General features: G+C 72.3%; 26 protein-coding genes and 1 pseudogene. 13 read left to right on the forward strand and 14 right to left on the reverse strand.

The window, feature by feature from the left end:
- Window positions 1-171: 171 nt before the first annotated feature.
- Window positions 172-4,125, forward strand: a complete 3,954-nt coding sequence (locus tag OG519_RS00450) for a SpoIIE family protein phosphatase (RefSeq protein ID WP_405577259.1) — start codon at window positions 172-174, stop codon at window positions 4,123-4,125.
- Between the two features lie 21 nt (window positions 4,126-4,146).
- Here OG519_RS00450 and OG519_RS00455 read toward each other — a convergent pair.
- Window positions 4,147-4,523: pseudogene (locus OG519_RS00455) on the reverse strand (hypothetical protein).
- A 28-nt stretch (window positions 4,524-4,551) separates the two neighbouring features.
- Between OG519_RS00455 and OG519_RS00460 the strand changes: the two are divergent.
- The 3 genes from OG519_RS00460 to OG519_RS00470 all read left to right on the forward strand — a co-directional run bounded on the left by OG519_RS00460 (window position 4,552) and on the right by OG519_RS00470 (window position 6,023).
- Window positions 4,552-5,100, forward strand: coding sequence for a CGNR zinc finger domain-containing protein (locus OG519_RS00460; protein WP_405577261.1), 549 nt, complete (start codon window positions 4,552-4,554; stop codon window positions 5,098-5,100).
- Between the two features lie 95 nt (window positions 5,101-5,195).
- On the forward strand, window positions 5,196-5,405 hold the full coding sequence (locus OG519_RS00465; protein WP_405577263.1) for a hypothetical protein: 210 nt from the start codon (window positions 5,196-5,198) through the stop codon (window positions 5,403-5,405).
- Window positions 5,406-5,483: 78 nt separating this feature from the next.
- Window positions 5,484-6,023, forward strand: coding sequence for a hypothetical protein (locus OG519_RS00470; protein WP_405577265.1), 540 nt, complete (start codon window positions 5,484-5,486; stop codon window positions 6,021-6,023).
- Between the two features lie 244 nt (window positions 6,024-6,267).
- Here the strand turns inward: OG519_RS00470 and OG519_RS00475 are convergent, their stop codons facing one another.
- Both OG519_RS00475 and OG519_RS00480 read right to left on the reverse strand, forming a co-directional pair.
- Window positions 6,268-7,371 (reverse strand): aldo/keto reductase, encoded by a 1,104-nt coding sequence (locus OG519_RS00475; RefSeq protein WP_405577267.1) that lies wholly within the window; start codon window positions 7,369-7,371, stop codon window positions 6,268-6,270.
- 363 nt (window positions 7,372-7,734) lie between these two features.
- A complete protein-coding gene (locus tag OG519_RS00480) occupies window positions 7,735-8,976 on the reverse strand; it encodes an NAD(P)-binding domain-containing protein (protein WP_405577269.1) in 1,242 nt (413 codons plus the stop codon).
- On the opposite strand from OG519_RS00480, the gene OG519_RS00485 reads away from it, so the two are divergent.
- Complete coding sequence (locus OG519_RS00485) at window positions 8,975-9,586, forward strand: TetR/AcrR family transcriptional regulator (protein WP_405577271.1); 612 nt, start codon at window positions 8,975-8,977, stop codon at window positions 9,584-9,586. The genes OG519_RS00480 and OG519_RS00485 overlap by 2 nt on opposite strands.
- A 301-nt stretch (window positions 9,587-9,887) precedes the next feature.
- Here the strand turns inward: OG519_RS00485 and OG519_RS00490 are convergent, their stop codons facing one another.
- The 4 genes from OG519_RS00490 to OG519_RS00505 form a co-directional block, all read right to left on the reverse strand.
- The gene (locus tag OG519_RS00490; RefSeq protein ID WP_405577273.1) at window positions 9,888-10,073 is read right to left on the reverse strand and encodes a hypothetical protein; all 186 of its coding nucleotides are present in this window, start codon (window positions 10,071-10,073) and stop codon (window positions 9,888-9,890) included.
- A gap of 143 nt (window positions 10,074-10,216) precedes the next feature.
- The gene (locus OG519_RS00495) at window positions 10,217-10,999 is read right to left on the reverse strand and encodes an isoprenyl transferase (RefSeq protein ID WP_405577275.1); all 783 of its coding nucleotides are present in this window, start codon (window positions 10,997-10,999) and stop codon (window positions 10,217-10,219) included.
- Window positions 11,000-11,317: 318 nt separating this feature from the next.
- Window positions 11,318-13,681: a HelD family protein gene (locus tag OG519_RS00500; RefSeq protein ID WP_405577277.1), complete on the reverse strand. Its 2,364-nt coding sequence runs from the start codon at window positions 13,679-13,681 to the stop codon at window positions 11,318-11,320.
- Between the two features lie 332 nt (window positions 13,682-14,013).
- A complete protein-coding gene (locus tag OG519_RS00505; protein ID WP_405577279.1) occupies window positions 14,014-14,706 on the reverse strand; it encodes a class I SAM-dependent methyltransferase in 693 nt (230 codons plus the stop codon).
- A 125-nt stretch (window positions 14,707-14,831) separates the two neighbouring features.
- Between OG519_RS00505 and OG519_RS00510 the strand changes: the two genes are divergently transcribed.
- On the forward strand, window positions 14,832-15,299 hold the full coding sequence (locus tag OG519_RS00510) for a DUF309 domain-containing protein (protein ID WP_405577281.1): 468 nt from the start codon (window positions 14,832-14,834) through the stop codon (window positions 15,297-15,299).
- Window positions 15,300-15,352: 53 nt separating this feature from the next.
- Here OG519_RS00510 and OG519_RS00515 read toward each other — a convergent pair whose 3' ends face one another.
- Window positions 15,353-15,688, reverse strand: coding sequence for a DUF2690 domain-containing protein (locus OG519_RS00515; RefSeq protein WP_405577283.1), 336 nt, complete (start codon window positions 15,686-15,688; stop codon window positions 15,353-15,355).
- Between the two features lie 651 nt (window positions 15,689-16,339).
- Window positions 16,340-16,447, reverse strand: a complete 108-nt coding sequence (locus tag OG519_RS00520) for a peptidoglycan-binding protein (RefSeq protein ID WP_405577285.1) — start codon at window positions 16,445-16,447, stop codon at window positions 16,340-16,342.
- Between the two features lie 305 nt (window positions 16,448-16,752).
- Between OG519_RS00520 and OG519_RS00525 the strand changes: the two genes are divergently transcribed.
- Window positions 16,753-16,992, forward strand: a complete 240-nt coding sequence (locus OG519_RS00525) for a hypothetical protein (protein WP_405577287.1) — start codon at window positions 16,753-16,755, stop codon at window positions 16,990-16,992.
- A gap of 252 nt (window positions 16,993-17,244) precedes the next feature.
- Window positions 17,245-17,421 carry a hypothetical protein gene (locus OG519_RS00530; protein WP_405577289.1) on the forward strand — a complete coding sequence of 59 codons (177 nt, stop codon included), beginning with the start codon at window positions 17,245-17,247 and terminating at the stop codon, window positions 17,419-17,421.
- 41 nt (window positions 17,422-17,462) lie between these two features.
- Here OG519_RS00530 and OG519_RS00535 read toward each other — a convergent pair whose 3' ends face one another.
- Entirely contained in the window at window positions 17,463-18,113 is a 651-nt protein-coding gene (locus tag OG519_RS00535) for an SDR family NAD(P)-dependent oxidoreductase (protein WP_405577291.1), read from the reverse strand.
- Between the two features lie 86 nt (window positions 18,114-18,199).
- The gene (locus OG519_RS00540; protein WP_405577293.1) at window positions 18,200-18,724 is read right to left on the reverse strand and encodes a winged helix-turn-helix transcriptional regulator; all 525 of its coding nucleotides are present in this window, start codon (window positions 18,722-18,724) and stop codon (window positions 18,200-18,202) included.
- Between the two features lie 79 nt (window positions 18,725-18,803).
- Here OG519_RS00540 and OG519_RS00545 point away from each other — a divergent pair, with 79 nt between their 5' ends.
- Window positions 18,804-19,160, forward strand: a complete 357-nt coding sequence (locus tag OG519_RS00545; RefSeq protein WP_405577294.1) for a nuclear transport factor 2 family protein — start codon at window positions 18,804-18,806, stop codon at window positions 19,158-19,160.
- 49 nt (window positions 19,161-19,209) lie between these two features.
- On the opposite strand, the gene OG519_RS00550 is transcribed toward OG519_RS00545, so the two are convergent.
- Window positions 19,210-21,291, reverse strand: coding sequence for an FUSC family protein (locus tag OG519_RS00550; RefSeq protein ID WP_405577296.1), 2,082 nt, complete (start codon window positions 21,289-21,291; stop codon window positions 19,210-19,212).
- A 294-nt stretch (window positions 21,292-21,585) separates the two neighbouring features.
- On the opposite strand from OG519_RS00550, the gene OG519_RS00555 reads away from it, so the two are divergent.
- From OG519_RS00555 to OG519_RS00565, 3 genes are all read left to right on the forward strand, one after another.
- The gene (locus OG519_RS00555) at window positions 21,586-22,002 is read left to right on the forward strand and encodes a hypothetical protein (RefSeq protein WP_405592368.1); all 417 of its coding nucleotides are present in this window, start codon (window positions 21,586-21,588) and stop codon (window positions 22,000-22,002) included.
- A gap of 176 nt (window positions 22,003-22,178) precedes the next feature.
- The gene (locus OG519_RS00560) at window positions 22,179-22,490 is read left to right on the forward strand and encodes a DUF1778 domain-containing protein (protein ID WP_405577298.1); all 312 of its coding nucleotides are present in this window, start codon (window positions 22,179-22,181) and stop codon (window positions 22,488-22,490) included.
- On the forward strand, window positions 22,487-22,870 hold the full coding sequence (locus OG519_RS00565; protein WP_405577300.1) for a fic family toxin-antitoxin system, toxin component: 384 nt from the start codon (window positions 22,487-22,489) through the stop codon (window positions 22,868-22,870). The genes OG519_RS00560 and OG519_RS00565 overlap by 4 nt, the downstream gene beginning before the upstream one ends.
- Before the next feature lie 100 nt (window positions 22,871-22,970).
- Here OG519_RS00565 and OG519_RS00570 read toward each other — a convergent pair whose 3' ends face one another.
- Window positions 22,971-23,894, reverse strand: a complete 924-nt coding sequence (locus OG519_RS00570; RefSeq protein ID WP_405577302.1) for an alpha/beta fold hydrolase — start codon at window positions 23,892-23,894, stop codon at window positions 22,971-22,973.
- A gap of 87 nt (window positions 23,895-23,981) precedes the next feature.
- The gene (locus OG519_RS00575; protein WP_405577304.1) at window positions 23,982-24,959 is read right to left on the reverse strand and encodes an RNA polymerase sigma factor; all 978 of its coding nucleotides are present in this window, start codon (window positions 24,957-24,959) and stop codon (window positions 23,982-23,984) included.
- A gap of 438 nt (window positions 24,960-25,397) precedes the next feature.
- Here OG519_RS00575 and OG519_RS00580 point away from each other — a divergent pair, with 438 nt between their 5' ends.
- Entirely contained in the window at window positions 25,398-26,390 is a 993-nt protein-coding gene (locus tag OG519_RS00580; protein ID WP_405577306.1) for a zinc-binding alcohol dehydrogenase family protein, read from the forward strand.
- Window positions 26,391-26,443 lie beyond the last annotated feature (53 nt).

A 26,443-nucleotide genomic window follows, 5' to 3' on the forward strand; every position in this document is an offset into this window, starting at 1 on the left:
AGCGGGGGGTGTACGGATCCGCCGGGACGGGCGGCGCCTGGCGGCGGGTTGCCAAAGAAGATCCGTCCCTGTTGGCTCGACCAAGATGGTCCTCACCACCTGTCACCGGGCTGTGGGGCGGGGCATGGGCGAACACCGCGGATGCGGCGTTGAGCGGAGGCAGGTGTCGAGGTGGCTGGGACCCCGTACGACGACCGGGCGCGGCGGGTCCGCCCACGGTTCCCGCGGGAGCTGCTGGCGACGCACCCGGACAGCGCGGTCAGCCGGCTGATGGCGGAGACCGTGTGGCCGGCGACGGTACTCGGCCCGGTCGACGAGTGGTGCCCGGAGCTGCGCACCGCGGTGGGTCTGTGCCTGAACTCGCCGTTCCCGATGATGATCATGTGGGGCCCGGAGTTGGCGATGGTCTACAACGACGCCTTCGTGCCGATCCTGGGGCCCAAGCATCCCGCCCTCGGCCTGCCCTGCGCGGAGGTGTGGTCCGACGCGTGGCCGGTGGTCGGGGGCATGATCACCAACGTGATGCGGCGCGGCGAGTCGACGTATCACGAGGATCTCCGGCTGGCGCTGCGGCGGCACGCCCTCGACGAGGCGGTCTACTTCACCTTCGCCTACAGCGCGATCCCGGCCTCCGGCGGCGGCGTGGGCGGGGTGCTCACGGTGGTCACCGAGACCACCGGTCATGTGCTGGGCAGCCGCCGGCTACGCGCGCTGCGCGAACTCGGCGAGGTCAGGTCCGCCCAGGTCTCCGATGCCCGGCTGGCCTGCGCCGCGGCCACGCGGGTACTGGACGGGCACCGCGAGGACGTTCCTTTCGGCGCCGTGTACCTGCTGGACGAGGACGGTGGCCGGGCCCGGGCGGTGGCCGCGTTCGGGCTCGCTGAGCAGGGTTCCGGGGGCCAGGGACCGCTGCCGCGGGAGGTGTCCGCGCCGACACCGGCGGGGAGGGCGGCGGAGGGGGCCGGGCAGCGGGCGGACGGGACGGAGGGTCCTGGGCAGCGGGCGGCGGGTGACCGCTGCGGTGACGGCGACGGCGGCTGGATCTGGCGGGCCGTCACCGAGGGCGTCGCACAGACCCGTACCGGCCTCGCCCAGCAGCTCCAAGGCCGGGTGCTGCCCGGCGCGGATCCGGCCGGGCACGCCCCGGTCGACACCGCGGTGGCCATGCCGCTCGCCGCCACCGAGAGCGACCGGCCGCGCGGCGCGGTGGTCCTCGGCGTCAGCCCGCACCTGCCGCTCGACGACGCCTACCGGGGATTCCTCACGCTCGCCGCCAACCATCTGACGGCGGCGGTCACCGACGCCGAAGCCCAGGCGGCGCAGCTGCGCCGCGCCGAGGAGCTGGCCGAACTCGACCGCGCCAGAACGAAGTTCTTCACCGGCGTGAGCCACGAGCTGCGCACCCCGCTGACCTTGATCACCGGTCCGGCCCACGACGCGCTCGCCGACGAACGGCACCCGCTGGTGCCCGCCCAGCGCGAACGGATGGAGATCATCCACCGCAACGCGGGCCGGCTGCGGCGGCTGGTCGACACCCTGCTGGACTTCAGCCGTATCGAGGACGGCCGGCTGCGTCCGGAGCCGGTCGCGGTCGAACTCGGCGCGCTCACCCGGGGTATCGCCGAGTCCTTCGCACCGGCCGTGGCCCGGGCGCGGCTCCGGCTGATCATCGACTGCCCGGTCGACCCGCGACCGGTGCTGATCGATCCCGATCTGTGGGAACGGATCGTGCTCAACCTGCTCTCCAACGCGGTGAAGTTCACCCTGGAGGGAGAGATCCGGATCGGTCTGCGGATCACCGGCGACAGTGTGGCGCTGGAGGTGAGCGACACCGGTGTTGGTGTGCCGGCGGACGAACTGCCGCACATCTTCGAGCGCTTCCGCCAGGTTCGCGGGGTACGGGGCAGGTCCCACGAAGGCTCCGGCATCGGCCTGGCCCTGGTCAGGGAGCTGGCCGCGCTGCACGGCGGCGATGCCTCGGCGGTCAGCCGGCCCGGCCGGGGCACGACGCTGACCGTACGGGTCCCGGCCCGGGTGGCCGAGGTGCCCGCCCGGCGCACCCCGAACGGCAGCCGGGCCGCCGACTACGTGGCCGAGGCGCTCCAGTGGACTTCTCCCGCCCGATTCGGCGACAGCGGCGCGACGGCGCCGGTTCCGCCCGGTGGCGGCACCGTACTCGTCGCGGAGGACAACGCCGATCTGCGGACCTACCTGGTCGGGCTGCTGGAGCCCGGGTACACGGTGACGGTGGCGGCCGACGGCCACGAGGCGCTGCGCGCGGCCCGCCGGATCCGCCCCGACCTCGTCCTCACCGATGTGATGATGCCCGGTCTCGACGGTTTCGGGCTGCTGCGCGCGCTGCGGGCCGAGCCCGCCACCGCTCGCACCCCGGTGGTGTTCCTCTCCGCCCGCGCCGGTGAGGAGGCCGCTGTCGAGGGTCTGGCGGCCGGCGCCGACGACTACCTGGCCAAGCCGTTCTCCTCGACGGACCTGCTGGCCCGGGTCCGCTCCAATCTGGACCTGGCCCGGCTGCGCAACCACGAGTCCGCCTGGCGCACCGCGCTGGTCAACGCCATGCAGGACGGCTTCTTCGTGGCCGGACCCGACCTCAGCGTCATCGAGATCAACGACGCCTTCACCCAACTCCTCGGCTATGAGGCCCCGGAGCTGCCCTGGCCGGTCCCCCACCCGTGGTGGCCCAGGGCCGAGCAGGATCCTGAGGGGTTCGCGCTCGTCGAAGCCGGTCTGGCCACCGTACGCGCGCACGGCCGCGGCCGCTTCGTGCTGCCGCTGCGGCACCGGGACGGCCGCCGGCTGTGGGTCGACGTGTCCCTCGATTCGCTGCGCGACCAGGGCGGTCAGGGGCGGCCGGGCGGTGGAGGGCAGCTCCTGGTCGGTACGTTGCGCGATGTCACCGCCCAGCATCTGGTCGCCGAACGGGACGCCGCGGTGGCCCGGTTGGCCGGCCTGCTCACCGGAGTGGACGACGCGGCGCAGGTGTTGAGTGTCGGCCTAGCGGAGTTCCGCGACTGCTGGCAGGCCGAGCGGGTGTCCCTGCTGCGCTGGAACGAGTCGGGCGGCTGCGAGACCACCGCCACCACCGCGCCCGCTCCGCCGTCGGGTGCCGCTCTGCCGCCGGCCCGGATCGCCGCATACGCGAGCACCGGGCGCCTGTTCATCGCGGGGAAGGACGAACCGGCCGCAGGCCCGAGCGACGGCGCTGACGCGGTGACCGCGGGGGGCGCGGGGGGCGCGGTGGGCGCCCCCTTGTTCGACGGCGTCGAACAGGCCGTGCTCTGGCTTGAGTTCGGCCGCCCGCGCCCGTTCTCGATCGCGGACCGCACCTTGATGGTCCAGCTCACCGGCCATCTTCAGCGTGCGCTGGCCCGGGCCCGGGCCAGTGACGAGCAGCGCCAGGTGGCCCTGGCGCTGCAACGGGCGATCCTCGGCCCGGCCGACCTTCCCGCCGGGTTCGCCGTCCGCTACGAACCGGCGGGCTCCACGCTCGAAGTCGGGGGCGACTGGTACGACGTGGTGCGACTGCCCGGCGGCCGCTACGGGGTGGTCGTCGGCGACGTGGTCGGCCGCGGTCTGCCCGCCGCCACCACCATGGGCCAACTGCGCAGCGCCGCCCGGGCGCTGCTGCTGGAGAACATCGGGCCGGCCCGGGTGCTGGAGGCCCTGGACCGGTTCGGCGAGCTGCTGCCCGGCGCGTACTGCGGGACGGTGTTCTGCGCGGTGCTCGATCCCGCCACCGCGACCGTACGGTACAGCAGCGCGGGACACCTGCCGGCGCTCGTCGCCACACCCGGCGGAGGCGTCCAGCGGCTCGAACACGCGCAGTCCCTGCCGCTGGCGGTCCGCACCGGCGCCGACCGCCCGGAGACCACGACGACGATTCCGGCCGGCGCGCATCTGCTGCTCTACACGGACGGGCTGGTCGAACGTCGGCGCGAGATCCTCAGCATCGGCATCGACCGTGCGGCCGCCGCCCTGGCCGAGAGCCTCCGGCTCGCACCGGGCGCCGTTGTCGACCATCTCTGCGCCGCCCTGCTGGGCGAGGGCCATCACGACGACGACGTGGCTCTTCTCGTCTACCACCAGCCCACCCCCGACCTGACCTGACGTGACCGCCCGCCAGGCCGGCTACTTCGCCTTCAGGCGGCCCGCGAAGGACTTGCTGAGCGAGGAGGGCCCGATCAGGGGAAGCAGCGAGGCGAGCATCGTGCCCTTGAGTGTGCTGGGCTCCCGGGTCAGTTCGACGTCGCCCCGGGTGCCTTCCGCCTCGAGGTGAGCTGGAAGACCCACCCGCCGCCAGGTCCGAAGAGCTTCGAGTCGAGGGTGGTGATGGTGACCTTGCGCTGCTCGGTGTCCCATACCTAGCGGGCGCGCTCCCAGGCGGAGCTGGTTCCTTCGGTCACCTCGGCCCGGTTGTCGCCGAGTGCGTGGACCGTGAAGTGCTCGGTGTCGATCGAGGGCCACTCCTGGGCGCGGGCGGGACCGAAGTCGGTCAGTACGGCCATGACGTTGATGACCGGTTAAAGTGGTGACGTGGATCATGCCTTCCCCTGCGGGACACTCGCGCTCGACTTCCTGGGCACCCTGCGCGCGCGGCGCAACGAGGTGCCGCTGGAGAAGCTCGACTCGCCGGCGCTTCTCGACTCCTGGTTCGTGGAATCCCGGATGCTCGACGAGGAGCCGGGCTCCGACCTGTCCGACCTCGCGGCGGCGCTGGAGCTGCGGGAGTCGATCTACGCACTGGTCGAGGCGCGGCGGGCCGGCGAACGGCTCCCGGCCGAGGCGGTCGCCGTGGTGAACCGGCAGGCGATGAAGGCACCGGTACTGGTGCAGCTCGGTCCGGACGGCGCGCGCCGCTCCGGTTCCGCCGCGCAGGGCCTGGTGGCCATCGCCCGCGAGGCGGTCGAGATCGTCGGGGGCGATGACGCGGCGCTCCTGCGGGAATGCGGTCGCCCCGAGTGCACCCAGGTCTACCTCGACCGCTCGCGAGGCCACCGGCGCGAGTGGTGTGCCATGAGGACGTGCGGGAACCGGGTCAAGGCATCCGCCTATCGGGCCCGTCAGCGCGGCTCCGGCGACTGACCGTTCGACCCACGAACCGCATGGACATGTGTTGAGTGGGGCCGTCCGTGTGACCTCGGCGGGGACGCGCGGTTTCCCCTGCCGGGGGGACAGGTGTGCCCGACGCGAGGGACGCGATCCGCACGGCGTACGACTCCGGGGTGGGATTCGCCCGTGCTGGGGCCGTACTCCGGCTCAACCTGGAAAGGTGGGCACACCTGTACGCCAAGGGCGACGAGCGGCTGGGCGCTTTCCTCACCGCCCTGACCCTCTCCGGGTGGTGCCCGCTCTTCACAGTGTTCAGCGGAGGTCGTCAGCGTGGGTAGCATGCGCAGCGTCGTCCAATTGAGAGGGAGTGAACGGTTGTGCCCAGCCAATCAGCCCCCACGCTCCGATCGCGGTATGTGGAACAAGCCGCCTCGGATCTGCGGGAGAACCGCCGCTTGCAGCGGGAACTCACCGAGAAAGTCGAGATGTTGAAGCAGGAGGAGACTCTCCTGGTGGACATCCTGACACTCGCGGAGCGTTTCGAGGCCCCGCAGGACCCGCCGTCGGTGCCGGCGCAGGCCCAGGACGAGCCCGAGGCAGCCGCCATCGCGCCCGACTCCCCCGCCGCTTCCGCGGCCAAGGAAGAAACATCCCGCCCGCGGGCGCAGGTCACCGACGAGGGAGCCGGCACCGGCAAGCGCACCTCGAAGGCCGCCGCGAAGGCCAGATCGCGTCAGCCGCTGCTCGGGGACATCTTCATGGACCTGCTGCGGGAGCACGGCGAGCCGCGTCTCGCCAAGGAGCTGCGCGACGAACTGCTGCGGCTGTACCCGGACCGGACGCCGACACCGCAGGTCGTGCGGAACACGTTGGAGGCGCTCGTCGCCAAGAGCCGTATCCAGCGGCATCGGCAGGACCGGTCGGTCATGTATTCGGTGGCCAAGCCGGCCGCCTAGGAGAAACCGCCTCGGGGGAGCAACCCGTCAAGAGTGAAAGATCGTCCCTTGCTTCCCCCGGCGGATCCCCCGTCCGGGCGTTCCTTTCGCCGCCGGGCGACGCCGCGCCGCACGACTGATCTGCCGGCCGCGGCCGCCGGTCAGGCCGCCGTGGCGCGGTGCTCAGGGAGGTTCGTCCGTTCGGTCGTCCCGGCCAGGTGGTCCCGAAGAACCCGGCCGGCTTCGCGACGGCGGGGCCGACGGCTCACTCCGTCCAGTTCAGCACGTTCGGCGCGTACCCGGCGGGCTTGTCCCCCACCTTGGCCCCGGGGCTGATCAGCCAGTTCTGATAGGCCGGTGTGAACATCCCGTACACCGACATGGGCCGCAGCGGAACGGCACTCGCCTCGTCCAAGGAGGCGCGCAGCTCGGCGGGGATCTCGAAGTCGAGTGCGGCCAGGTTGGAGTCGAGCTGGTCGGCGCTGCTGGCACCGATGATCGCCGAGCCGATCCCGGGCTGGGTGGCGACCCAGTTGACGGCCACCTGGGCCATGGTCACGCCGAGGTGGTCCGCGACCTTCTCCAGGGCCTTCAGAACCCGCCAGTCCCGGTCGGTCCAGGTGAACCCCGACGCGCCCGCGTCGCCGAGCCTTCCCTTTCCGGTGACCCCCTCGTCGGACTGCCGGTACTTGCCGGTGAGGAAGCCGCCGGCGAGCGGGCTCCACGCGGTGATGCCGAGCCCGAGCGACTGGCCCATCGCGACGTGTTCCTGCTCGATGGTCCGTCCGACGAGGGAGTACGGGAGCTGGAGGCTGATCACCGGTACGAGGGAATTCGCCTCGGCATGTGTCTGGGCCCGCGCCGCGTACCAGGCGGGCACGTCCGACAGGCCCGCGTAGCGGATCTTTCCGGCCGTGGTGAGGTCGTCAAAGGTCCGCATGACCTCCTCGACCGGGGTGATCCGGTCCCAGGTGTGCAGCAGGAACAGGTCGATGTAGTCGGTACGCAGCCGGCGCAGTGACGCCTCGACCGCCCTGATCATGTGCTTGCGACCGTTGCCACCGGCGTTCGGGTCCCCGGGGTCGACGCTGTTGGTGTATTTGGTGGTCAGCACGACCCGCTCACGGACCTTGGCCTCAGCGATGAGGTTGCCGAGAATGGTCTCGCTCCGGCCCGCGGTGTAGAAATCCGCGGTGTCGATGAAGTTGCCGCCCGACTCGAGGTAGCGGCCGAAGATCGGGCGGGCCTCCTCCTCGGTCTTCCCGTACGCGGCGTGAAAACCCTCGACACCGAAATTCATCGTGCCCAGGGAGAGCCGGCTGACGCGCAAGCCGGAGCGTCCGAGCAGATAGTAGTGATCCATGGACATGGCGCTGTGTTCCCTTCGGGGCCGTCGTTACGGTCCTTTATGGATGGAGTTCGGTACGGTCGCCGTCCCCGCGGCTGTGGAACGAGCCGGGAAAGGCGCTCGGTCAGGTTGGCCACCGTAAAGGAGAATTTTTGGACCAACAAGTCCAGAAGGATGGGCGGGGCGAGGCCGTACGGGGGCCTGACGGCGCGCTTGACGGGGAGCTGGGAAACACGCCGTCCTGCCGGTGACGCTTCGCTTCACGTCGCCGGAGGAGGCGGATGGGTGTGTTCCGTTCATCCAACGTGACGCGCGCCCGGCGAGGTCGCAGTCCGGCGGGCCGGCCGCTCGACGAGCGGTGGCGTGATCGGCGACCGGTATGGATCAGCCGCGAAGGCGAAGCCCCGCCCGCTCCTCCAGCATCGCCACGGCGAGGAGTTCTCCGTCGGCCGGCCCGTAGTGCTCCAGGGCCTCCTGATAGGTGCGGCGAACGGCCTCGGCTATGTCGTGGGGGGTGGCGAGGGCGCGGGCCTGGTCGACCACGATGGTGAGTTGATCGTGGATGTGGTCGAGCCCGAAGGAGGTGAGGTAGTCGCCGGCGAAGAGGGAGGGAAGGTCGTGCCGGATGAACGCACTGCTCGCCGGACCGGCCGCCAGCACATCGTGGAGCACGGAGAGCTCGACACCTGCCCGGCGCCCGAGCAGCAATGCTTCGGCGGTGGCGACGGCTTGGCCGAACCACAGCATGTTGACGAGGAGCTTGACCGTGTAGCCGGTGCCGTGGCCGCCGATGTGGACGATACGGTCCGGATCCGCGAGGGTCTCCAGCAACGGCCGCTGCCGGGCGAGCTGTTCGCGGTCTCCCCCGACGAACAACCGCAGCTTGCCCGCCGCCGCGTCCGCCGGGTTGCCGCCGATCGGGGCTTCGAGCACGCTGATGCCGCGTGCCTGCGCCCGGTCGCGGATCGGCCCGGCGGCCTCGGCCGAGTTGCTGGTCATGTCGATCCAGGTGGCGCCCGGGCCGAGCGCTGCCAGCACGGTGTCGCTCATGAGGGCGGTGATCTCGGCAGGCCCCGGCAGCACGGTGATGAGGACGTCCACACCCGTACAGACTTCTTCGGCGGTCGAGCGCCAGTCGGCCCCGTGATCACGGGCGGCTTGTTCGCGCTCCGGCACCGCGTCGTGGGCGGTGACCCGGTGGCCGGCGGTGACGAGACGCGCACAGATCGGAGTCCCCATGCGCCCCAGGCCGATAAGTCCGATGTTCAACATCCCCGGATCGTAGCCCGGCTCCCGCGTACGGGAGGAAGCCCTGCCCGGTGGGGGAACCCCTGCCCGGTAGGCGGAGGCGGGGCAACGCGGTCGGGCGTCGCAGGGCGGTGCCGGACGGTGCCGGACGGTGCCGGACGGTGCCGGACGGTGCCGGGGTACGAACGGCTGGGATCCGACCGCGGGCCCCGCTGTGAAGCACGCTCTCGCCAAGCTCGCGACCGCGCTGCCCGAGTATCCGGGACTGCTGCACCGCGGAACGAGGCTCGGGTTTCCGGGGTGGGCGGCGGCACCGGTGGGTGGGGGTGTCCCGGTAAAATGGAGGGTGCCGGCTGGGTCGGGAGCGAGGTACGGCATGAATCGTGTGTTGACGCCGAAGGGCGAGGCCACGCGGGCTCGAATCGTCACCGGGGCCGCGCGGGTACTGCGGGAGAAAGGTGTCGCCACCGCGACGCTGGATGAGATCTGCTCGCGGACCGGGGTGAGCAAGGGCCAGCTCTTCCACTACTTTCCCGGTGGCCGGGAGGACCTGCTGCTCGCGGTCGCCCAGCACGAGGCGACCCGCGTCTTGGACGACCAGCAGCCCTATCTGGGCTCGCTCGACACGTGGGAGGCCTGGCAGCAGTGGCGTGACGTCGTTGTGGAGCGGTACACGGCGCAGGGTGACACCTGCCCCATGGGCTCGCTCTTCTCGGAGGTCGGGCGGTCCACACCCGGCGCCCGCGCGATCGTCATCGAGCTGATGCGGGAGTGGCAGGAATACCTCGCCAGCGGCATCCGCGCCCTGCGCCGTACGGGCCGGCTGCCCGCGTCGCTCGACATCGACGAGGCCGCGGCGGCGCTTCTGGCCGGCATCCAGGGCGGAGTCGCGATCATGCTCTCCACCGGGCAGCCGACCCACCTCGAAGCGGCCCTCGACTGGGGGATCAGCCGACTGCGGGCGGCCGGACAGCTCCAGCAGGTGTGAGCGGGCCCCCCGGGGTGCCCACGATCGCCACCGCCGCGTCGGGCGGTCAGGTCGCGCTCGCGCCACACCGCTTCGAGATGCTCGGGAACGCGCGCGGGCCCGGGACCGCCCGGCAGGGCTCCGTACTCCGTCAGTCGCCGTACCGCCCCGCTGAACTCCGCATCGTTCAGCGGGACATCGGCTGCGGCCAGCACCGAGCCGAGCCACTCCTGGACCGATTCGATCCGCAGCAGCGTGCCGGAGGAGTCGAACATCACCCCTTTGATCATGCGGCGATCGTAGAGCAGCCGTGTTCATCTGGTCAGGAGGGCGCCGCTGGTGAAGGAGTCGTGGTCCCGCCCTGGTCGGTGACGACGTCGGCGCCGCCGGCCCACGTGACCGGCGGGCTCGGCTGAGCCAGGCTCAGCACGGCGACCTGGCCCGTCGACGTCTCCACCCACGTCCCGCCGTCGAACGGCGAGGCGGCGGCCGGCCCGGTCAGGGCCATCGTGAGGGCACCGACTCCCGCGCAGATCAAGGCTATTCGGCGGTTGACCGTCATCGTGCGCTCTGCTGTCCCGGCTGAACCACCGGACGCCTCGTGAACGGGTGAACATGCCGACGCGGCCGACGCGGCGGGCGGCGACGCGGTCATTTGCCGTATCGCCGCTCACGGTTGGCGTACGAGCGGAGGGCGCGCAGGAAGTCCACGTGCCGGAAGGCCGGCCAGTAGCAGTCCACCCAGTGCATCTCGGCGTACGCGGACTGCCAGAGCAGGAAGCCGGAGAGCCGCTGTTCGCCCGAGGTACGGATGATGAAGTCGGTCTGGGAGGCGGTCGGCGAGTACAGGTGCCGCGAGATGTCCTCGATCTCGAACCGCTCGACCAGTTCGGCCGGGTCCCCGCCGGCCGCCATGTGTTTCTCGAAGGCGCTCTTCACCGCGTCGACGATCTCCCGCCGACCGCCGTAGCCGACCGCGACATCGACCTTGAGGCCGTGCCGTCCGGCGGTCGCGGCGGCGACCTCCTTGAGTACCTGGGCGCTGGCGCCGGGCAGGGTGTCGAGGGAGCCGATCACCTGGATCTCCCAGTCACGGCCTTCGGCCGCGATGTCCCGAACGGTCTCCTCGATGATCTCGATCAGCGGGCCGAGCTGCTCGGCGGGCCGCCCGAGGTTGTCGTCGGAGAGCATGAAGAGGGTCACGTGCTCGATCCCGGCGGCCGTGCACCAGCCGAGGAACTCGGTCACCTTGGCGCCGCCCGCCCGGTAGCCCTCACGGACGTCCGCGTGTCCCGCCTGCCGGGCCCAGCGCCGGTTGCCGTCGAGCATGATCCCGACGTTCTGCGGGCGCGGCAGCCCTGCCAGAGTGGCGGCCAGTCGGCGCTCGTACACCGCCTCGATCGGCCGGCGGAGGAACAGCGGGAGCAGCTTCACGAACCATCTCCATCGCGTGGTGGGTACCCTGCGCGGACCCTACCAGGGGATTCTCCACGGTCCGCATCGAACGTCCCCCAATGACGTTGGCTCACAGGCGAGTTGGCCGGGCGCGCGCCGCGGCCGCCCGCCCGGCCGTGTCAGGTTGTCGACATGTCGGCGGGGCAACCGCGGCTGAGAGTCCGTGACACCGCTCGGGGTGCGGGCCGTCTGCTCCCACGACCCGCACCCGCCGCCGCCCCGCATCCCCCGCTCCGGGCTCCCGCCGCCCCGCATCCCCGGCTCCCGGCTCCCGGCTCCCGGCTCCCGGCTCCCGGCTCAGCGTGGATCAAGGCCCGCCAGCATCACCGGCAACTCCCCGCTGTGGATGACCCCGAGGCTCTTCGTCGCGCGGGTGAGCGCGACGTAGAGGTCGTTCACGCCGTGGCGGTGCGCCGCGAGGATCGCCGCGGGCTCCAGCACGAGGACCGCGTCGAACTCGAGTCCCTTGGCCTGGGCGGTCGTCATCACGGCCGCCGGCGAATCCAGCGCCGATGGATCGTCGGCCACGGTCACGCCCGCCAACTCGGCCAGCGCGTCTACCAGTTCGGCGGACCATCCCGGCGCGTGGATGATCGCCATCCGGCCCCCGTCCAGCGCGGCGATCTCCTTCTCGACGGCCGCGCGCAGCGTCGCTCCTCGGTCGTCCGCGGGGACCCGCAGGCTCCACGGACGGATTCCGCCGCCGCGCACGGCGGTTGGCGCGGTGAGTGCCGGGTCCACCGCCCGCAGCACGTCCTCGGTGACCCGCATGATCTCGGCCGGGGTCCGGTAGTTGATGGTGAGTTCCACCGTGCGCCAGCGCCCCGCCGTGTACTCGTCGAGCGCCTCGCCCCAGGTGCTGAGCCCGGCCGGCGCGCCGGTCTGGGCCAGGTCGCCCACGATCGTCATGGAACGGCCGGGGCAGCGACGGGCCAGCAGCCGCCAGGCCATGGGGGACAGCTCCTGCGCCTCGTCCACGATCACATGCCCGAAACCCCAGGTCCGGTCCTCGATAGCCCGCTCGGCCAGCGGCCGGAGCGACTCTTCGCCCCGGTACTGGCTCGCCAGCAACTCCGCCTTGACCAGCCCCTCGCCGAAGTCTTCGAGGACGACCTTCGCGTATTCGAGCTCCTCTGCCTCGGCGGCGGCTTCGGCTCGCAGGGACGGGGTGCCGCCGGGAAGCGGACCGAGGATTTCGGCTGCCTCGTCCAGCAGCGGCACGTCGGCGGTGGTCCAGGCGGTGGCTTCCGGATCCCGGCCCGGGTGTGTGCGGAAGAGTGCCGCGCGTTCGGCCGGCGCGAAGTCCGGCATCGCGCGCGCCAGCAGGTCAGGCGAGCCGAACAGGGTGGTGAGCAATTGCTCCGGGCTCAGCGGCGGCCAGATCTTGTCGGCCAGGGCCTGGAGTTCGGGCTCGCCGACGAGCCGGTCGGCGAGGTCCGCCACGTCGTCGAGGTCCATCGCCCCGCCCCGGTCCCTGGCGATCCGCAGGGCCAGCTCGGCGGAGAGCCGCTCGACGAGGTCGGCTCGGGCCTGGTTGTGGGGTTCCCGGGTCTTGCGCGCGGCGGCATGGGCACGCTCGCACAGGGCCCGGCCGACCTCGAGCTCCATCTGATAGGGCGATCTTCTGCCCACGGTGATGGTCCACGAGGTCTCCGGCAGTTGCCGCAGCCCGTCCAGCGCGGCGGTGAGCACCCCGGCCATCCGGGCGTCGCCCTTGACGGCGGCCGCCTCGGGTGTCTCGGTGTCGGCCCCGGTCACGCCCGGGTAGAGCGCGCCGATGCTGCTCAGCACGACCTCGCTCTCGCCGAGGGCGGGCAGCACCTGGTCGATGTAGCGCAGGAACATCGTGTTCGGTCCGATGACCAGCACACCGCGCTTGGCCAGCCGGTCGCGGTGGGTGTAGAGCAGGTAGGCGGCGCGGTGCAGGGCGACCACGGTCTTGCCGGTGCCGGGACCGCCCTGCACGACCAGCACCCCGCCGAGTTCGGAGCGGATGACCCGGTCCTGCTCGGCCTGGATGGTGGAGACGATGTCGCCCATCCGCCCGGTCCTGGCCGCCGTCAGGGAGGCGAGCAGGGCGGTCTCCCCGCTGAGCTCGGAGCTGTCCCGCCCCTCCAGCGCGCCCACACCGAAGGCGTCGTCGTCGAAGTCGACGACGGTCCGGCCCTTGCTCCGCAGGTGGCGTCGCCCCACCACCCCGCCGGGCAGCGCGGGGGTCGCCCGGTAGAAGGGCTCGGCGGCCGAGGCCCGCCAGTCGGTGAGGAGCGGCTCGTGGTTCTCGTCGGCCAGGGCGATCCGGCCGATGTACCGCCGCTCGCCGTCGGCGTTCTCGATCCGGCCGAAGCACAGGCCGTTCTCGGCGGCGTGGAGTTCCGCCAGTCGGCGGGTGTGGTGGATCTCCAGCGTGTCGCGCTCCATACGGGACTGGAGCGTTCCCCCCTTGTCCTGGAGATGGACCTCGCGCAGTTGGGTCATCGCCAGCTCGCGACGGCTTTCCAGGCGGTCGTAGAGGGCGCCGACGTAGGCGTTCTCCGCCCGCAGCTCCGCGGTCCGCCAGTCGTCGGCGGCCGGAGCGCCCTCGGTGTCCGGCTTGGTCGCTTCTCCCGATGCTGCGCCGACATGTCGATGGGGTTCGGAAGAGGAGGATGACGAGGGGACCAAGACCGGCTCCATTGCTTCAGGGCTCTTTGATTGACCGAGGGGATCGGGGACCGGCTCAGGAAAGGCTCGCCGGTTGATCCGGGACTGATGGAGACAGATTCAAAGTGATTCAGAGTGATCGTGACTGATAGGGACTGCTTGGGACTATCGGGCAGGTGAGAGCGGCGCCCGAATGAGCGGGACACCGCCGAAGCCGGTGATTCTCCCGCACGAACCGGGTCTTGCCGCAAGCCCCCCACTGCGCTATACATTAGAAGTGGCCAGGAGTGGGTATTCTACTTTCTCCCCACCCCGGGAATGTCGGCGCTCAGCCCCTGTGTCCTCCCCGGCTCTCAGCTCGCCGGGATCGCCCGCACCCACGTCCGGTCATCCGTAAGATATGTGTCGACCTTCAGTCCCACCTCCGCGAGCGCCTGCTCGAACTGAGCCTTCGTCAGCGGCCGGGAGAGAAACGTCTGGGTCCACGCCGCGTCGGGGAACTCGTACTCCGCGTAGACCGAATTCACCCCGTCACCGACCGGATCGGCCGACACGATCCGCGCGGTGAAGCCGCTGGCGTCGGTACGCTCGCGGGGTACGTTCGTGTGCCAGTCCTCGCCCTCCCGCTGGATCAGCACACAGCCGCTCGCGGCGATATGGCGTCGACAGGTGCGCAAAAGGCCCTGCCGCGTCCCGATATCGGCGCTGTGCACGAGGAACGACGCCAGCATCACCACGTCGAACGTCTCCCCCAGGTCGAGTTCCTCGATCGGGCCGCATATCGTGCGCGTGCCGCGGACGCGGTCGAGCATCTCCTGGGACTCGTCCACCGCGGTCACCGTGAATCCCCGCTCCAGGAGCGGCCGGGTCACCCGCCCGACTCCGCAGCCCAGTTCCAGGATGTGCGCGCCCGCCGGGACGGCCGCGGCGACGATGTCCGGTTCGGCGCCGACCGGCAGCCGCGCGTAGAGCTCGACCGCGCAGCCGTCCGGAGTGATCGCGCCCGGTCCGGTCCCCTGATGTCCTGCTCGCGTCTTCAGCCCCATGCCGGTCCAACGGGCCGCGCCGGAAGCCGGTTCCCTCCGCCCGGCTCATGTCCCCCGGCCGAAACCCACCGGGAAGTGTGTCCCCGCATCCGCGACGAGGCGCGCGGATGGAGCACAATCAGGGCATGAGTGATGTGCCGCGTGACCGTGACGCCGACGGGAAGCCGCGCAACGCCCGGCCGCGGGACGGGCTCGGGCGCCCGCTGCCGTACGGCGCGCCGGCCGTGGAGCGCCAGCCGGAGGGAGTGCGCCGCTCGGCCCGGGAGACGCTGACCGAGGCGCAACGGCTCCTCGACGCGGGTATGCCCTTCCACGCCCATGAGGTCCTGGAGGACCGGTGGAAGAGCGGCCCCGCCGAGGAGCGTCCGCTCTGGCGCGCGCTCGCGCAACTCGCCGTCGGGCTGACCCACGCGGCACGCGGCAACGCCGCGGGGGCCACCGCGCTGCTGACCCGAGCCACGCGGGGCCTCGCTCCCTACGAGGGCCGGGCCCCCCATGGCATCGACATCGACGGCCTGTTGCGGTGGCTCACCGGGGGCAGCGGGTCCGACGAGGCGCCGCCCGCGCTGTGCACGCCCTCGTCCACGGCCTGACCGGACCGCGATCCGGAGCCGGTGTCGCCCGCCGCCCGCCGCCCGCCGTACGGCTACGGTCCGGACGGTCCCGCCCTGGCCTCGAAGCACTCCTTTTCGCCGCCCGCCTCGGGCAGGAAGCACGCCTGGACCATAGGCCCGGGGCGGGTCACGCTCATCGGCGTGTAGACGTAGGCGTCCGCGTCGGCCTGGTCCCCGATCCGGGCGCCGCGGATCGGGGTGCCCGGGCCGCCCGCCCTCATCTCGATCCGGTCGCCGATCCTGGCACCCCACATCCGGGCCCAACTGGTGCCGCACACCCTGCTGTACCGCACCTGGACCGAGGCTCCGGTGGTGGTGGTGGGGCGCTCGGTGAGGGTGTCGGGAGCCGCCGCGCACTTCATGTCCATCGGGTCCTTCCCCCGGCAGGCGGCTCCCCGGCAGAACGGACCGGCGGCGGACGGGGGCGCCGACATGTGTGCCGGGTCGGTCCGGTGCGGCAGAAGGATCAAAGTGAGAGCGACGGCCCCGAGCACCACGGCACACACCGATACGAGCGCCGCCACGGCCGTGGTCACCCGATGGCCGCCGGGCGCGCTTTTCTGGGGCGGCGGGGGTGCGGGCGAGGGTACGGGCGGGGCCGGGGCCCGGGTCTGGACGGCCGCGGGAGCCGGCGTAGCAGCGGGAGCCGCAGCCCGGACCTCGCCCGGTTCGGCACGGGGAAGCGCGGCCGCAACCAGGACCTCGGCCGAAACCGGCACCGGCACCGCTTTCACGGTGGCGGCCGACGGGCGCGGCGCCTCCCTCGCCCGGCCGCCCCACTCCGACTCCGCGATCTCCCAGAGCGCCAGGCAGTGCCTGTCCGGTGCGCCGGCCAGCCGGCACAGCTCCCGCACGGCCCCGTGCGGCGGCAGGCTCCTGCCGTTGAGATAGCGCTCCCAGGACGACTTGCTGAACGCGGTCGCCGCCGCGAGCCCTGGCCAGGCTCAGACCGGTCAGCTTCCTCAACTGCCTCAACTCGGCTGCCGGTCGGGCGCCCTCCGCCGAGGGCAGCGGTCGGGTCATCCGCGCAGCGCCTTCCAGGTGTGCGGTCCGATCATGCCGTCGATGACCAGGCCCGACCGCTCCTGAATGACCTTGACCGCGCGCTGTGTCAGCGGGCCGCACATCCCGTCGATGCCTCCCGGCGAGATGCCCGCCCGGCGCAGCAGGCACTGCGCCTCGGCCTGTCCGGCCCGGCGGCTCCGCAGGAGAGCTCGGCCTCACGGGTCGGGCTGATCCCGGCGTACCAGAGACTGTCGATCCGCCCGATCCGGCAGATGTACGACGGGAGCGGCGAGAACGGCGGCGCGGTGGACGCGGCGGCGGGAGCGGACGCCGGTTCGGTGCCGTCGCCGGCCTCGCCGCCGGAAGCCTGGCGACCGCGAGCACCAGTTTCGCGGCCTCCGCTCCCGCTTCGCACGCGGCGGCCAGTGTGCGGCCCGCCGCCGCGCTCACGACGCAGAACTTCGGCCTGACCACCGCCGAGGGCAAGAACGTCCAGGAGTTCCTGGCCGACTACTGGGGCTACACCGACACCATCGACGGGCAGTTGGGCACCAATAGCTGGAAGGCGTTCCAGCGCTGCCTCACCCAGTACTGGGGCTACACCGGCGCCATCGACGGCGTGGCCGGCTCGGGCACTCTGGCCGCGTTCAAGCGCTTCGCGAGCTGACACCTGTCCACACCAAAGCACCGCGGCCCGTCCTGCTCGGGGAGGACGGGCCGCACCGCGTCGCCCACGCCCGCCGGCGCGTATTGCGGCCAGCGCGTCGGAAACGGTTACCCACGGGTCGCCGAGTCTGGTCGACGGGGTCCGCGTTCGTGGCGCTCAGGCTTTCGGGGAGTGTGTCCACGAGCCACCCGATTTCCCGGCACGGGGGAATGTCGGCGGCGGGGTTGGGGGGGTGGGTGGCAGGATAGGGGGGTGGACACAGCGAAGCTCAGTTTGGCCGCGCAGCGGTACGAGGAAGCCGAGGGCGCGCTCGAAGCGGCGGCGGAGGATCTGAAGGCGGAGAGCGCCTCGGCGCTCGCCCAGGGCGCCGAGGAGCGGGAGATCGTGGAAGCGGTCGGGCGCACACCCGACGAGCTCCGGGATCTGTGACCCCTGGTTGACCGGGGTCCCGGTCCGCTGACGGCTCGGGGTCACTCTCCTGGCGGGAAGTCCGCTCCCCGCGAGGCCGGTTCGTGGGCGCGCAGTTCCGTCAGCATGCCTTGCAGCGTCCCGACCGCCGTGTCATAGCCCTGGCCGCCGAGGACCAGCCGGTGCGGCGGGTTCTCGGCGTCCATCGCGGCGACGACGGCGCGCACGCCCCGGTAGGGGTCGCCCTCCTGCCGGCCGTCCCGGCCGACGAAGAGGGCGCGGACCGATTCGATCAGCGGCAGATACGCGTCGACCGTCTCCACGATGGGTTCGTCGGCGAAGCCCGCGTAGGCGCTGGTGCGGAAGGCGCCCGGCTCGACCGCGAGCACCTTGATGCCCAGCGGTTCCACCTCCGATCGCAGCGCCCCGGTGAGGTTCTCGACCGCGGCCTTGGACGCGCCGTAGTACCCGAAGCCCGTGGGGCTCCCCAGCGCGGCGACCGAGGACATGGTGACGACCCATCCGCTGCGGCGGGCGCGCATGCCGGGCAGCACCGCCCGCAGCACCTCGACCACGGAGAAGAAGTTCAGCTCGAAGCTCTTCCTGACGTCGGCGTCGGGCGTCCCCTCGACCGAGCCGTACCAGCCGCACGCCCTGTCGCCGTGTTCGCGGGCCCACTCCTCCGGCAGGTGCGGCCGGCGGGCGGTGAGCACGGCGTTGTCGCCGTTGGCCAGGGCGGAAACCGCGCCCTGGCCGACCCGGACCGCACCGGCGGGTCGTATCGCCCCGAAGCGGGCGCCTAGTCGCGCACCGTGTCGGCGCGGGCGTCGCGCCGCCGGTCGAGTTCGGCGTACCGGGCGCGCATCCCGTCGCCTGCAGCCGGTCCCGCGGTGAAGACGAACGCCTCGCTGTCGTCCAGGTTCCGGCCGGTGCGGGCGTCCACCAGCACGGGCTCGACCTCCTCGCCGCTCTTGGCGTCGACGAGGATCATGGTGCGCCGGTCGGACGGCAGATGCCGGTTGCCCCAGGCCGCGAGCGCCACCACCACCGGCCGCAGCGAACGGCCGCGCTCGGTCAGTACGTACTCGTGGCGCACCGGATTGGCCTGGTACGGGCGCCGTTCCAGCAACCCCTCGGTCACCAGGCTCTTCAGCCGGGCGGTGAGCATGCTGGTGGAGATGTTCAGGCTCTGCTGGAACTGGTCGAAGCGCGTGTAGCCGTCGAAGGCGTCATGGAGGATCAGCAGCGTCCACCACTCCCCGACGTGCCGCACCGTCGTCGACAGCGGACATTCACGGTCCTCCAGCCTGATCCGACGAGCCATCGCCACACCCTCCCGAGTTACTGCTAAAATGAAAGTCACCTACTTCTATTTTAGCAGTGAAACCATCAGTGAGGCAGTCATGACCGACCACACCATGCCCGCCGATGCCGCCGACCTGCCCGAGGTCGTCCAGCGGTATCTGAAGGCGCACAACGAACGTGACACCGCCGGCGCCTCGGCCACCCTCACCGAGGGCGCGACGGTGGTGGACGACGGCCGTACGTACGAGGGGATCCCGGCCATCGAGCAGTGGCTCGACCGCGCCGCGTCCGAGTACACGTACACCACCACGTTCCTCGGGGCGGCCTGCGACGGCCCGGACCGCTGCACCGTCACCCAGCGGCTCGAAGGGGACTTCCCCGGCGGCGTCGTGGACCTCCACTACCGCTTCACCCTCGACCAGGGGCTGATCAGCCACCTCGTCATCGCGCCCTGACCCGTGAGAAGCGCCGACCTCCAGCCTCTGCGGACGGCCTGGCCGGAGGTCAGCCGCCCAGGCTCGGCCCGCGGGGACCGCTCGGCCCGCCAGGACCAGCGGGGCCCGAGAAGGCGATCGCCTGGGCCGCCTCCACCTCCTGCCACAAGGGTCCGAGTACCCCTTCCCCGCCGTCCGGCGCACGAGCCGGCGCCCCGTCGGCCGGCCGGGTCGATCTCACCTGGCCGGCCAACTGGCGCAGTTGCGACTCCAGTTCGGCGACCGACGCCGGAGCCGGCGCCGGCGCTCCGTAGTTGATACGGACCCGCGCGGCGGTCGTCGCGTCAATGATCCGCTCGACCGCGATCACCAGCGGCAGCCAGGACGCGGCCCGTCCACCGGCCGGCTGCGGCTCGGCGAGAGCGCGGGTGAACTCGGAGCGCACGACGGACAGGGCCCGGTAGACGCGCCGCCGCATCCGCGCCTGGGCGGCCTGGGTGCCGCCGGCCCCGGCGACCGCACCGGCACCGGCACCCGGACCGGCACCACTCGCACCCGCACCCGCACCGAAGGCGCTGGCCATGTATTCGGCGGCGTCGTCGACCGTGTCCGCCAACCGGTCCCCCACCCTGGTGTGCCAGCTCTCCGGCCACAGCAGATATCCCGCCACCAGGACGACGGCGCAGCCGATCAGGCTGTCGAGGAAGCGCGGGAGCACCAGGCCGATGCCCTGCCGGCTCAGGATGTCGGTGAGCAGGAGGATCACCGGTGTGGTGGACGCCGTCTGGAACCCGTACCCCATCGCCGACACGGCCGGGACGAGACCGGCGAGGACCGCCATCACCGGCACGTCCCACCAGCCCGGTTGGATGTTCGACACGACCGCGGCCGCCACCACCAGTCCCACCACCGTGCCGATCGCGCGGGTGACCGCCCGGGAGAAGACCGAGCCCAGGTCGGGTTTGAGGACGAAGGTGACGGTGACGGCGATCCAGTACGAACGGGGGACCGCCACGACCGACACGAGGATCTGGGCGATGCCCACGCACAGGGCGAGCCGCACTCCGTACCGCCAGGACGCTCCGGGCAGCAGCACGTCGAGGGCCGCCAGCCGGGCCCGGTCGCGCAGGGTGGTGGGCCGGCCGAGGAGGTCTGTGACGCTGTCGAGCACCGGCTCGCTCTCGCCCACCACCGATGCCGCGTGGCGCAGCGCCGCGTTGAGGGCCCGGTTGGCCGGGGCGCCGGCGAAGGGCAGCGCCGGCGGCCGGCCGCCGGTCCGGCCGGCGGCGACGGCGCCGGCCAGGTCCCGCACCATGTCGGGGACCGCGGGGTCCACCGTGTGGTCGGGCACGTGCATCGCCGCCGACGCCTCCAGCAGCGGGGTGACCGCGTTGAGCTGGGCCAGCAGCCGCACCCGCGGGCTGCGATGGCCGATGTCACGGGTGCGGCGGGACAGGATGCTGTCATAGGCGTGGTTCATGGCCGTGGTGACCGCCTGGCGCTGCAGGTCGTAGTCCTGCCGGTTCGCCGCCTCCAGCATGGCCGCCACGGCGCGATAGCTTCCGGCGACCGCGTCGCGCTCCGGCGCGGCCCGGCGCAGCGGCCAGCCGATCAGCGACAGGGCCAGGACGAGCAGGCCGCCGATGGGGAAGAGGAGCGGCGCCGTCCACCACGGCCGGGGGAAGTGCAGCCCCGCGCCCAGCACCGAGTTGAGGAGCAGCAGCAGCCCGCAGGAGGAGGCGACCTGGCCGATCGACGAGATCATGCCCGAGACCATGGCGACGAAGGTCAGCGCCACGACGGCCACCCAGCCGTGGCCGTGGACGAGGGTGCCGAGGGCGACGCCGGCCGCGCCGAACGGCTGCGGGACCGCGATCTTCAGCACCCGTAGCCGGTAGGCGTCCGCGCTGTCGAACAGCACACCGAAAACCGCGCCGATCGCCACGATGGCGCCGTACGAGGGCCGGTGCACCGCGAAACCCAGAGCCAGGGGCAGGGCCAGCGCGACGGACGCCCGTAGCACGGCGGCCCACGGGATGGGGGCCCGCCGCGGCCGCAGCGCCTCCAGCAGCCATATCGGCGGTGACAGCCGTGACGCCGCCCGGCTCCCGGCGGAGCGGCGGTCGGCCTTCGAGTCGGCGGGATTGGCCATGGCTCCCACCCTGTAGCACCGCGGGCGCCGAGGCTTACGTTCGGCGCCCTCGACGCATCCGGAAGGCGAAGCCGTCACCCGGGAGCACGCACGGACCGCCGGCCCGGACCGGGCCGACGCGCCGTCGACGAGGCAGGACCATGACGCGCGGGGGCCGTTCCCTCCTCTCGCCGCCGTCCCCTCGCCGTCCCCTCCCCTCGCCGCGCCCTTCGGCCGGGACGCGGCCGTGGGCCACTCCCCCGCCACGGAGCCGCCGGATAAATGACCGATGGGTAAGTCACCCGGTATACGGGGCTGCTCGCCTTCGCGGTCTCCTACGGGCTGTTCCCGCGTGTCGATCCGTCGATGAACTACGCCGACTTCCTGCTGCCGACCATCGTGCTGCTCGGCGTGGGCTTCGCGCTCTGCTTCCCGTCGGTCAACGTGCAGGCCACCACGGGGATCTCCGATCATGAGCAGGGGCTGGCGTCCGGGCTGCTGAACTCCGGTCTCCAGATCGGCGGCGCGATCATGCTCGCGGTCGTCACCTCGATTCTCGGCAGCGGGACGACCACGACGGCGCACCACCAGTTGTTCCCCCATATGAAGGCCGCGGTCACCGTCACGGTCTGCGTCACCGCGGTGGCGCTGTTGCTGACGGGGACTTACCACTACCGCGACCGGTCCGCGGTCACCGCGGCCGGTGACCGGCCGTTGCCGGCCGGCGCGTAAAGAGCCCGACCGGGAGGCCGATCGCCCCGGGGGGCAGCAGCTCACCGAGTCACCTTGCCGGTCGCGCCGATGGCCCCGCCGCACCCACCCGGGCGGCGGGGCCGCGTCGCGGCTGGAGGGAACGCTCCGGCGTGCAGGGGGCCGGCCTGAGTGGTATCGGTGGTACCGTCGGTATCATGAGTACGTCGCGAGAGTCGGAGCCGGGAAAGCCCACCGCCCTCAGCCTGCGGTTCTCCGATCCGCGCAAGCGGGCGGCGATCGCCGCGGCGGCTCGGGCGGCCGGGGTGAGTATGCAGGACTACATCCTGTCGGCCGCGTATGAGCGGGCCACCGCGGTGGAGGCGAAGTTCCTGGCGGCGTTCGACGCGGCGGTGGCGCGGACCAGTGAGGCGTTCGCCGCCGAGGCAGGCGGCTTCGATCCGAGCGCGGAGCAGCGCGCCGCCGAGCGTCAGGCCGAGGACCGCGCCGGGCGGAATCACGCCGCGTGAGCTTCTCCGATCCCCCGGCGCTCGACGTCTCCTTCCTGCTCCGTGCCGCCGAGCGGCTGCCCGGCGACCCCCAGGTGGACGACCTCGGTCCGCTGATCGCGGCGGTCGCCCGGGTCCAGGCGCATGCGATGGAACGGGACATCTACGGCTCCGTCCGCCTCAAGGCGGCGGCCCTGCTGCACACCCTGGTCCGGCTGCCCTCTCTTGAGCACTCCAACGGGCCCTTCGCCTGGGCCAGTTGCGAGGCCTACCTCGCCCTCCACGACATCTCCCTCGACTATCCGCCCAAGGCCGCCGTCGTCCTGGCCCGCGACGCGGCCACCGGCGCCCTCGGCATCCACCAGATCGCCCACCAGCTCCACCGCTGGACCCGGACCTGACAGCCGAGGCGGCGGCGCTTGGCCGGCCGACCCCGCCCGGGGCGGAGGATGAACTGACCGGCTTCTCGATCGAGGAGCACGCCGCCTTCTACGACCGCTACTACGCCGACGGTTCCTGAGAGGGCACGAGGTCGCCCCCCGCTGTCACGAAGCGGGTCACCGTCTCCGCGAAGAGGTCGGGCTCCTCGATGTGGCCGAAGTGGCCGCTGTGTTCGAGGATCAGGAGGTGGGAGCCGGGGATGAGCTGGTGGAGTTCCTCGGCCCAGCGGACGCCGCAGATGACGTCGTGGCGGCCGACGACGATCAGGGCCGGGATGGTGAGGGTGCCCAATTGCTCGCGGTCGTCGATGGTGTCGGGCACGAGGTTTTCGTCGAGCCCGGAGATGTGTGTGCCGCGGACGGAGGCGCGCAGGGGCGCGAACCGTTCCTCGTCGGACCAGTAGTCGGCGAAGTACGCCGGGATCAGGCCCCGTACCACCGTGTCGAGTTGCTCGTCGTCGGTGATGGTGGGGATGGCGCCGAACGCGTCGAGGACCGCCGGCAGCTCCGGCTGCCCCTCGTACCGGGCGGCGAACCGCTGGAGCTGCCGCATCGCCTCCGCGCCGTGCTCGGGCCCGGTCACCGGCGCGCTTTCGTACAGCACGATCCCGGCGACCCGGTCGGGGTGGTGCAGGGCGAAGTGCTGGACGACGAAACCGCCGTGCGAGTGGCCGAGCAGGTGGGCCGCGCCGACGCCGAGGTGGTCGAGCAGGGCGAGCAGGAAGCGGCTGTAGCGGGCCCGGGTGTAGCCGTTCGGGTGGGAGGGCAGCCGGCCGGAGCCGCCGGTGCCGATCGGCTCCGGGTACACCATGGTCAGGTGCCGCTCCAGCGCCGGCATCCGCAGGTACTCCCAGAAGATGCCGGGACCGCCGGAGTGCGCGACGCACACCGGTCCGGTGCCGTACACGTGATAACGCTGGACGACGCCTTCCACCTCGATGGTGTGCGTTCCCGGTGCGAGCGGCCGGCGGGCGGGGGTGTTCATAACAGACTCCGGATCCAGAGGGTGTGCGACAACACCGACAGGACGCACAGGCGGCGGGAAAGTTCGATCCCACGTGTGTGACAGCGGTCACACGACGGCGGGCGCGGGCACCGGGGTGCCGGGGGTGCCCGGCGGCCGGGGGTGGAAGAGCCGCAGCCGGTGCACCCGGCCCTGGTCGAGCGTCATCAGCCAGGCCACCGCCGAGGGGCAGTGCTCCGGGTCGTCGCCCAGGTTGATCATGTCCATCTCCCAGACGGCGAGCGAGCGCCCGGCGACCACACGGGCCAGCCGCTGGTGGACGCCCGCGGCGAGATCCGCCTCCATACCGCGGACGAGCAGCCCGCTGTCGCCCACCGGCTCGTTCCCGCTGAGCAGGGCCACCTCGGGGGACCAGCGCTCCATAACCAGCTTGCCGAACTCCCCGCGCTCGGCGGCGGCCAGCGTCTCGTGGGCCTGGGTCCTGCTGGCGGCGGTACGCCGCGCGTGGTCGTCGTGCGCGGTGGCCGCCACGGCGGTGAGCGCGTCCGCGAGGTTCGTACGGGCCTGGCTGAGCCGGCTGCGGACCGTGCCCACCGGGATCCCGCAGGCGGCGGCTATCTGCTCGTAGGAGGTGACCTGGCTGCTGAAGTGGCGGAGCACCAGCGGCATGCGGAGCGCCGGGGAGAGCTGCTCGATCGCCTCCCAGATCCAGTCGCGCAGCGCGTTCCGCTCGAGCCACTGTTCGGGAAGGCCGTCCGGGGACGGCAGCGAGAGGTCGTCGGCGGGCTCCGTCAGCGGCGTGCTCCGCAGCAGGGACCGGCAGGCGTTGCGGACGATCATCCGCAGCCATGGACCGACCGCCGCGGGGTCCCGCACGTCCCCGATCCGGCGGAGCGCGACCAGCGCCGCGTCCTGCACGACATCGTCCACGTCGGGTCCCGGGCCGAGGACGCTCAGGGCCACGGCGCGCATACCCGCGCGGTGGCTTTCCAGCAGCAGGCCCAGGGCCGTCACATCGCCCGCCTGGGCGGCGCGAGTGAGCCTGGTGTCCTCGGCCCGCGTCTCCCCCGCACCGTCCCGCCGCATAGCCCGCCCTTCCGCCTCAGGTCCTCCTGCCAACGGTACGGCTCCGCAGGTCACGACCGCGACCGGCCTCCCCCGCGCCGACCGACCCGCGGCCGCCGCCCCGGCCCGCCCGGAACACACCGAACCACCCCGCCCAGACGATCGCGCAAGTTTCGTGGACGCGTGATCATGGTCCGGGCCGCCGGACGGCCGTAGCGTGGCCAGCGGTGCCGCCGGCCGCGTCTGGTGGGCGTCCGGCCCTGTCTGGTGGGCGTACGGTCGGCGTCCTGTCGGCCCCCGGGCCCGTCACGGGCCCGGCCGGAAGCCACCGGGATCCGCACACCCCCTCCTCCGGCGGGCCACACCCCGCGCCCGGAGTGATCCGGCATGCCCGCCGGGCGGATCCGGACGCGGCTCGCGGCGCCGAGGACAGTGACGGACCAGCAGGAGAGAGACGAGATGTTTTCCGGTCGTGCATGGCGTCTGGTGAAGTTCGGCGATCCGCGGGAAGCGGTCGAACTCCAGGAGATGACCTGGGAGGAGCCGGCAGCCGGCCAGCTGCTGATCCGCGTGCGGACCGCGGGGGCCGGTCTGCCGGACGCGATGATGGCCGCGGGCCACTTCCCGCTGCTCGGGCAGCCCCCGTTCGGGCTCGGCGAGGAGGCCGCGGGCGAGGTCGTCGCCGTGCCGCCCGGCTCGCGGTTCGCGGTCGGTGACCAGGTGACCGGCATCACCGGCTTCCTGGAAGGGTGGGGCGGATACGCCGACTACACCTACCTGCGCGAGGGGTCGACCATCCGTATCCCCGCTGGGATGACCGACGAGGAGGCGGGCGGCTTCCCGATCGGTTTCCGTACCGCGTACGCGGCGCTCGTGGAGCGGGCCCCGCTACAGGCCGGACAGACCCTGCTGGTGCTGGGCGCCGCGGGAAGCAGCGGCGCCACCGCGACGCAGCTCGGCAAAGCGCTCGGCGCGAAGGTCATCGCGGTCGCCGGCAGCCAGGAGAAGCTGGAGTTCGCCGCGCGCCACGGCGCGGACGAGGTCGTCAACTACCGCACCGACGACCTGGCGGCCCGCATCGCCGACCTCACCGGCGGACAGGGCGTGGACCTCATCTTCGACCCGGTGGGCGGTGAAACGGCCGCCACCGCGCTCAAGGGCATCGCCCGGGGCGGGCGGATCGCCCTCGCCGGACTGGCCAGTGGCGCTCCCGTGGCGCTGGACAGCATGGACATGCTGCTGCGCAACTACACGGCCGTCGGGGTACTCGCCACTCCGCTCGCCCCGGACGCCGAGGCCGCCGCATGGGACCACCTGGCGGGGCTCGCGGAAAAGGGCGCCATCGCCGTGCCGCTGGGTCGTGTCCACGCCTTCGACGAGGTGCCGCGGATGATCGCCGAGCAGACCACTCCGGGCGCGGGCAAGTCCGTCGTCCGGGTGGCGGCGCGGTAGCCTCCGGGCCGCACTCCCCCGCCAGGCCCGCCCGCCCCAGGCCCGCCCGCCCC

The sequence above is a fragment of the Streptomyces sp. NBC_01190 genome, from assembly GCF_045039895.1.
In the GTDB taxonomy this organism is placed as follows: domain Bacteria; phylum Actinomycetota; class Actinomycetes; order Streptomycetales; family Streptomycetaceae; genus Actinacidiphila.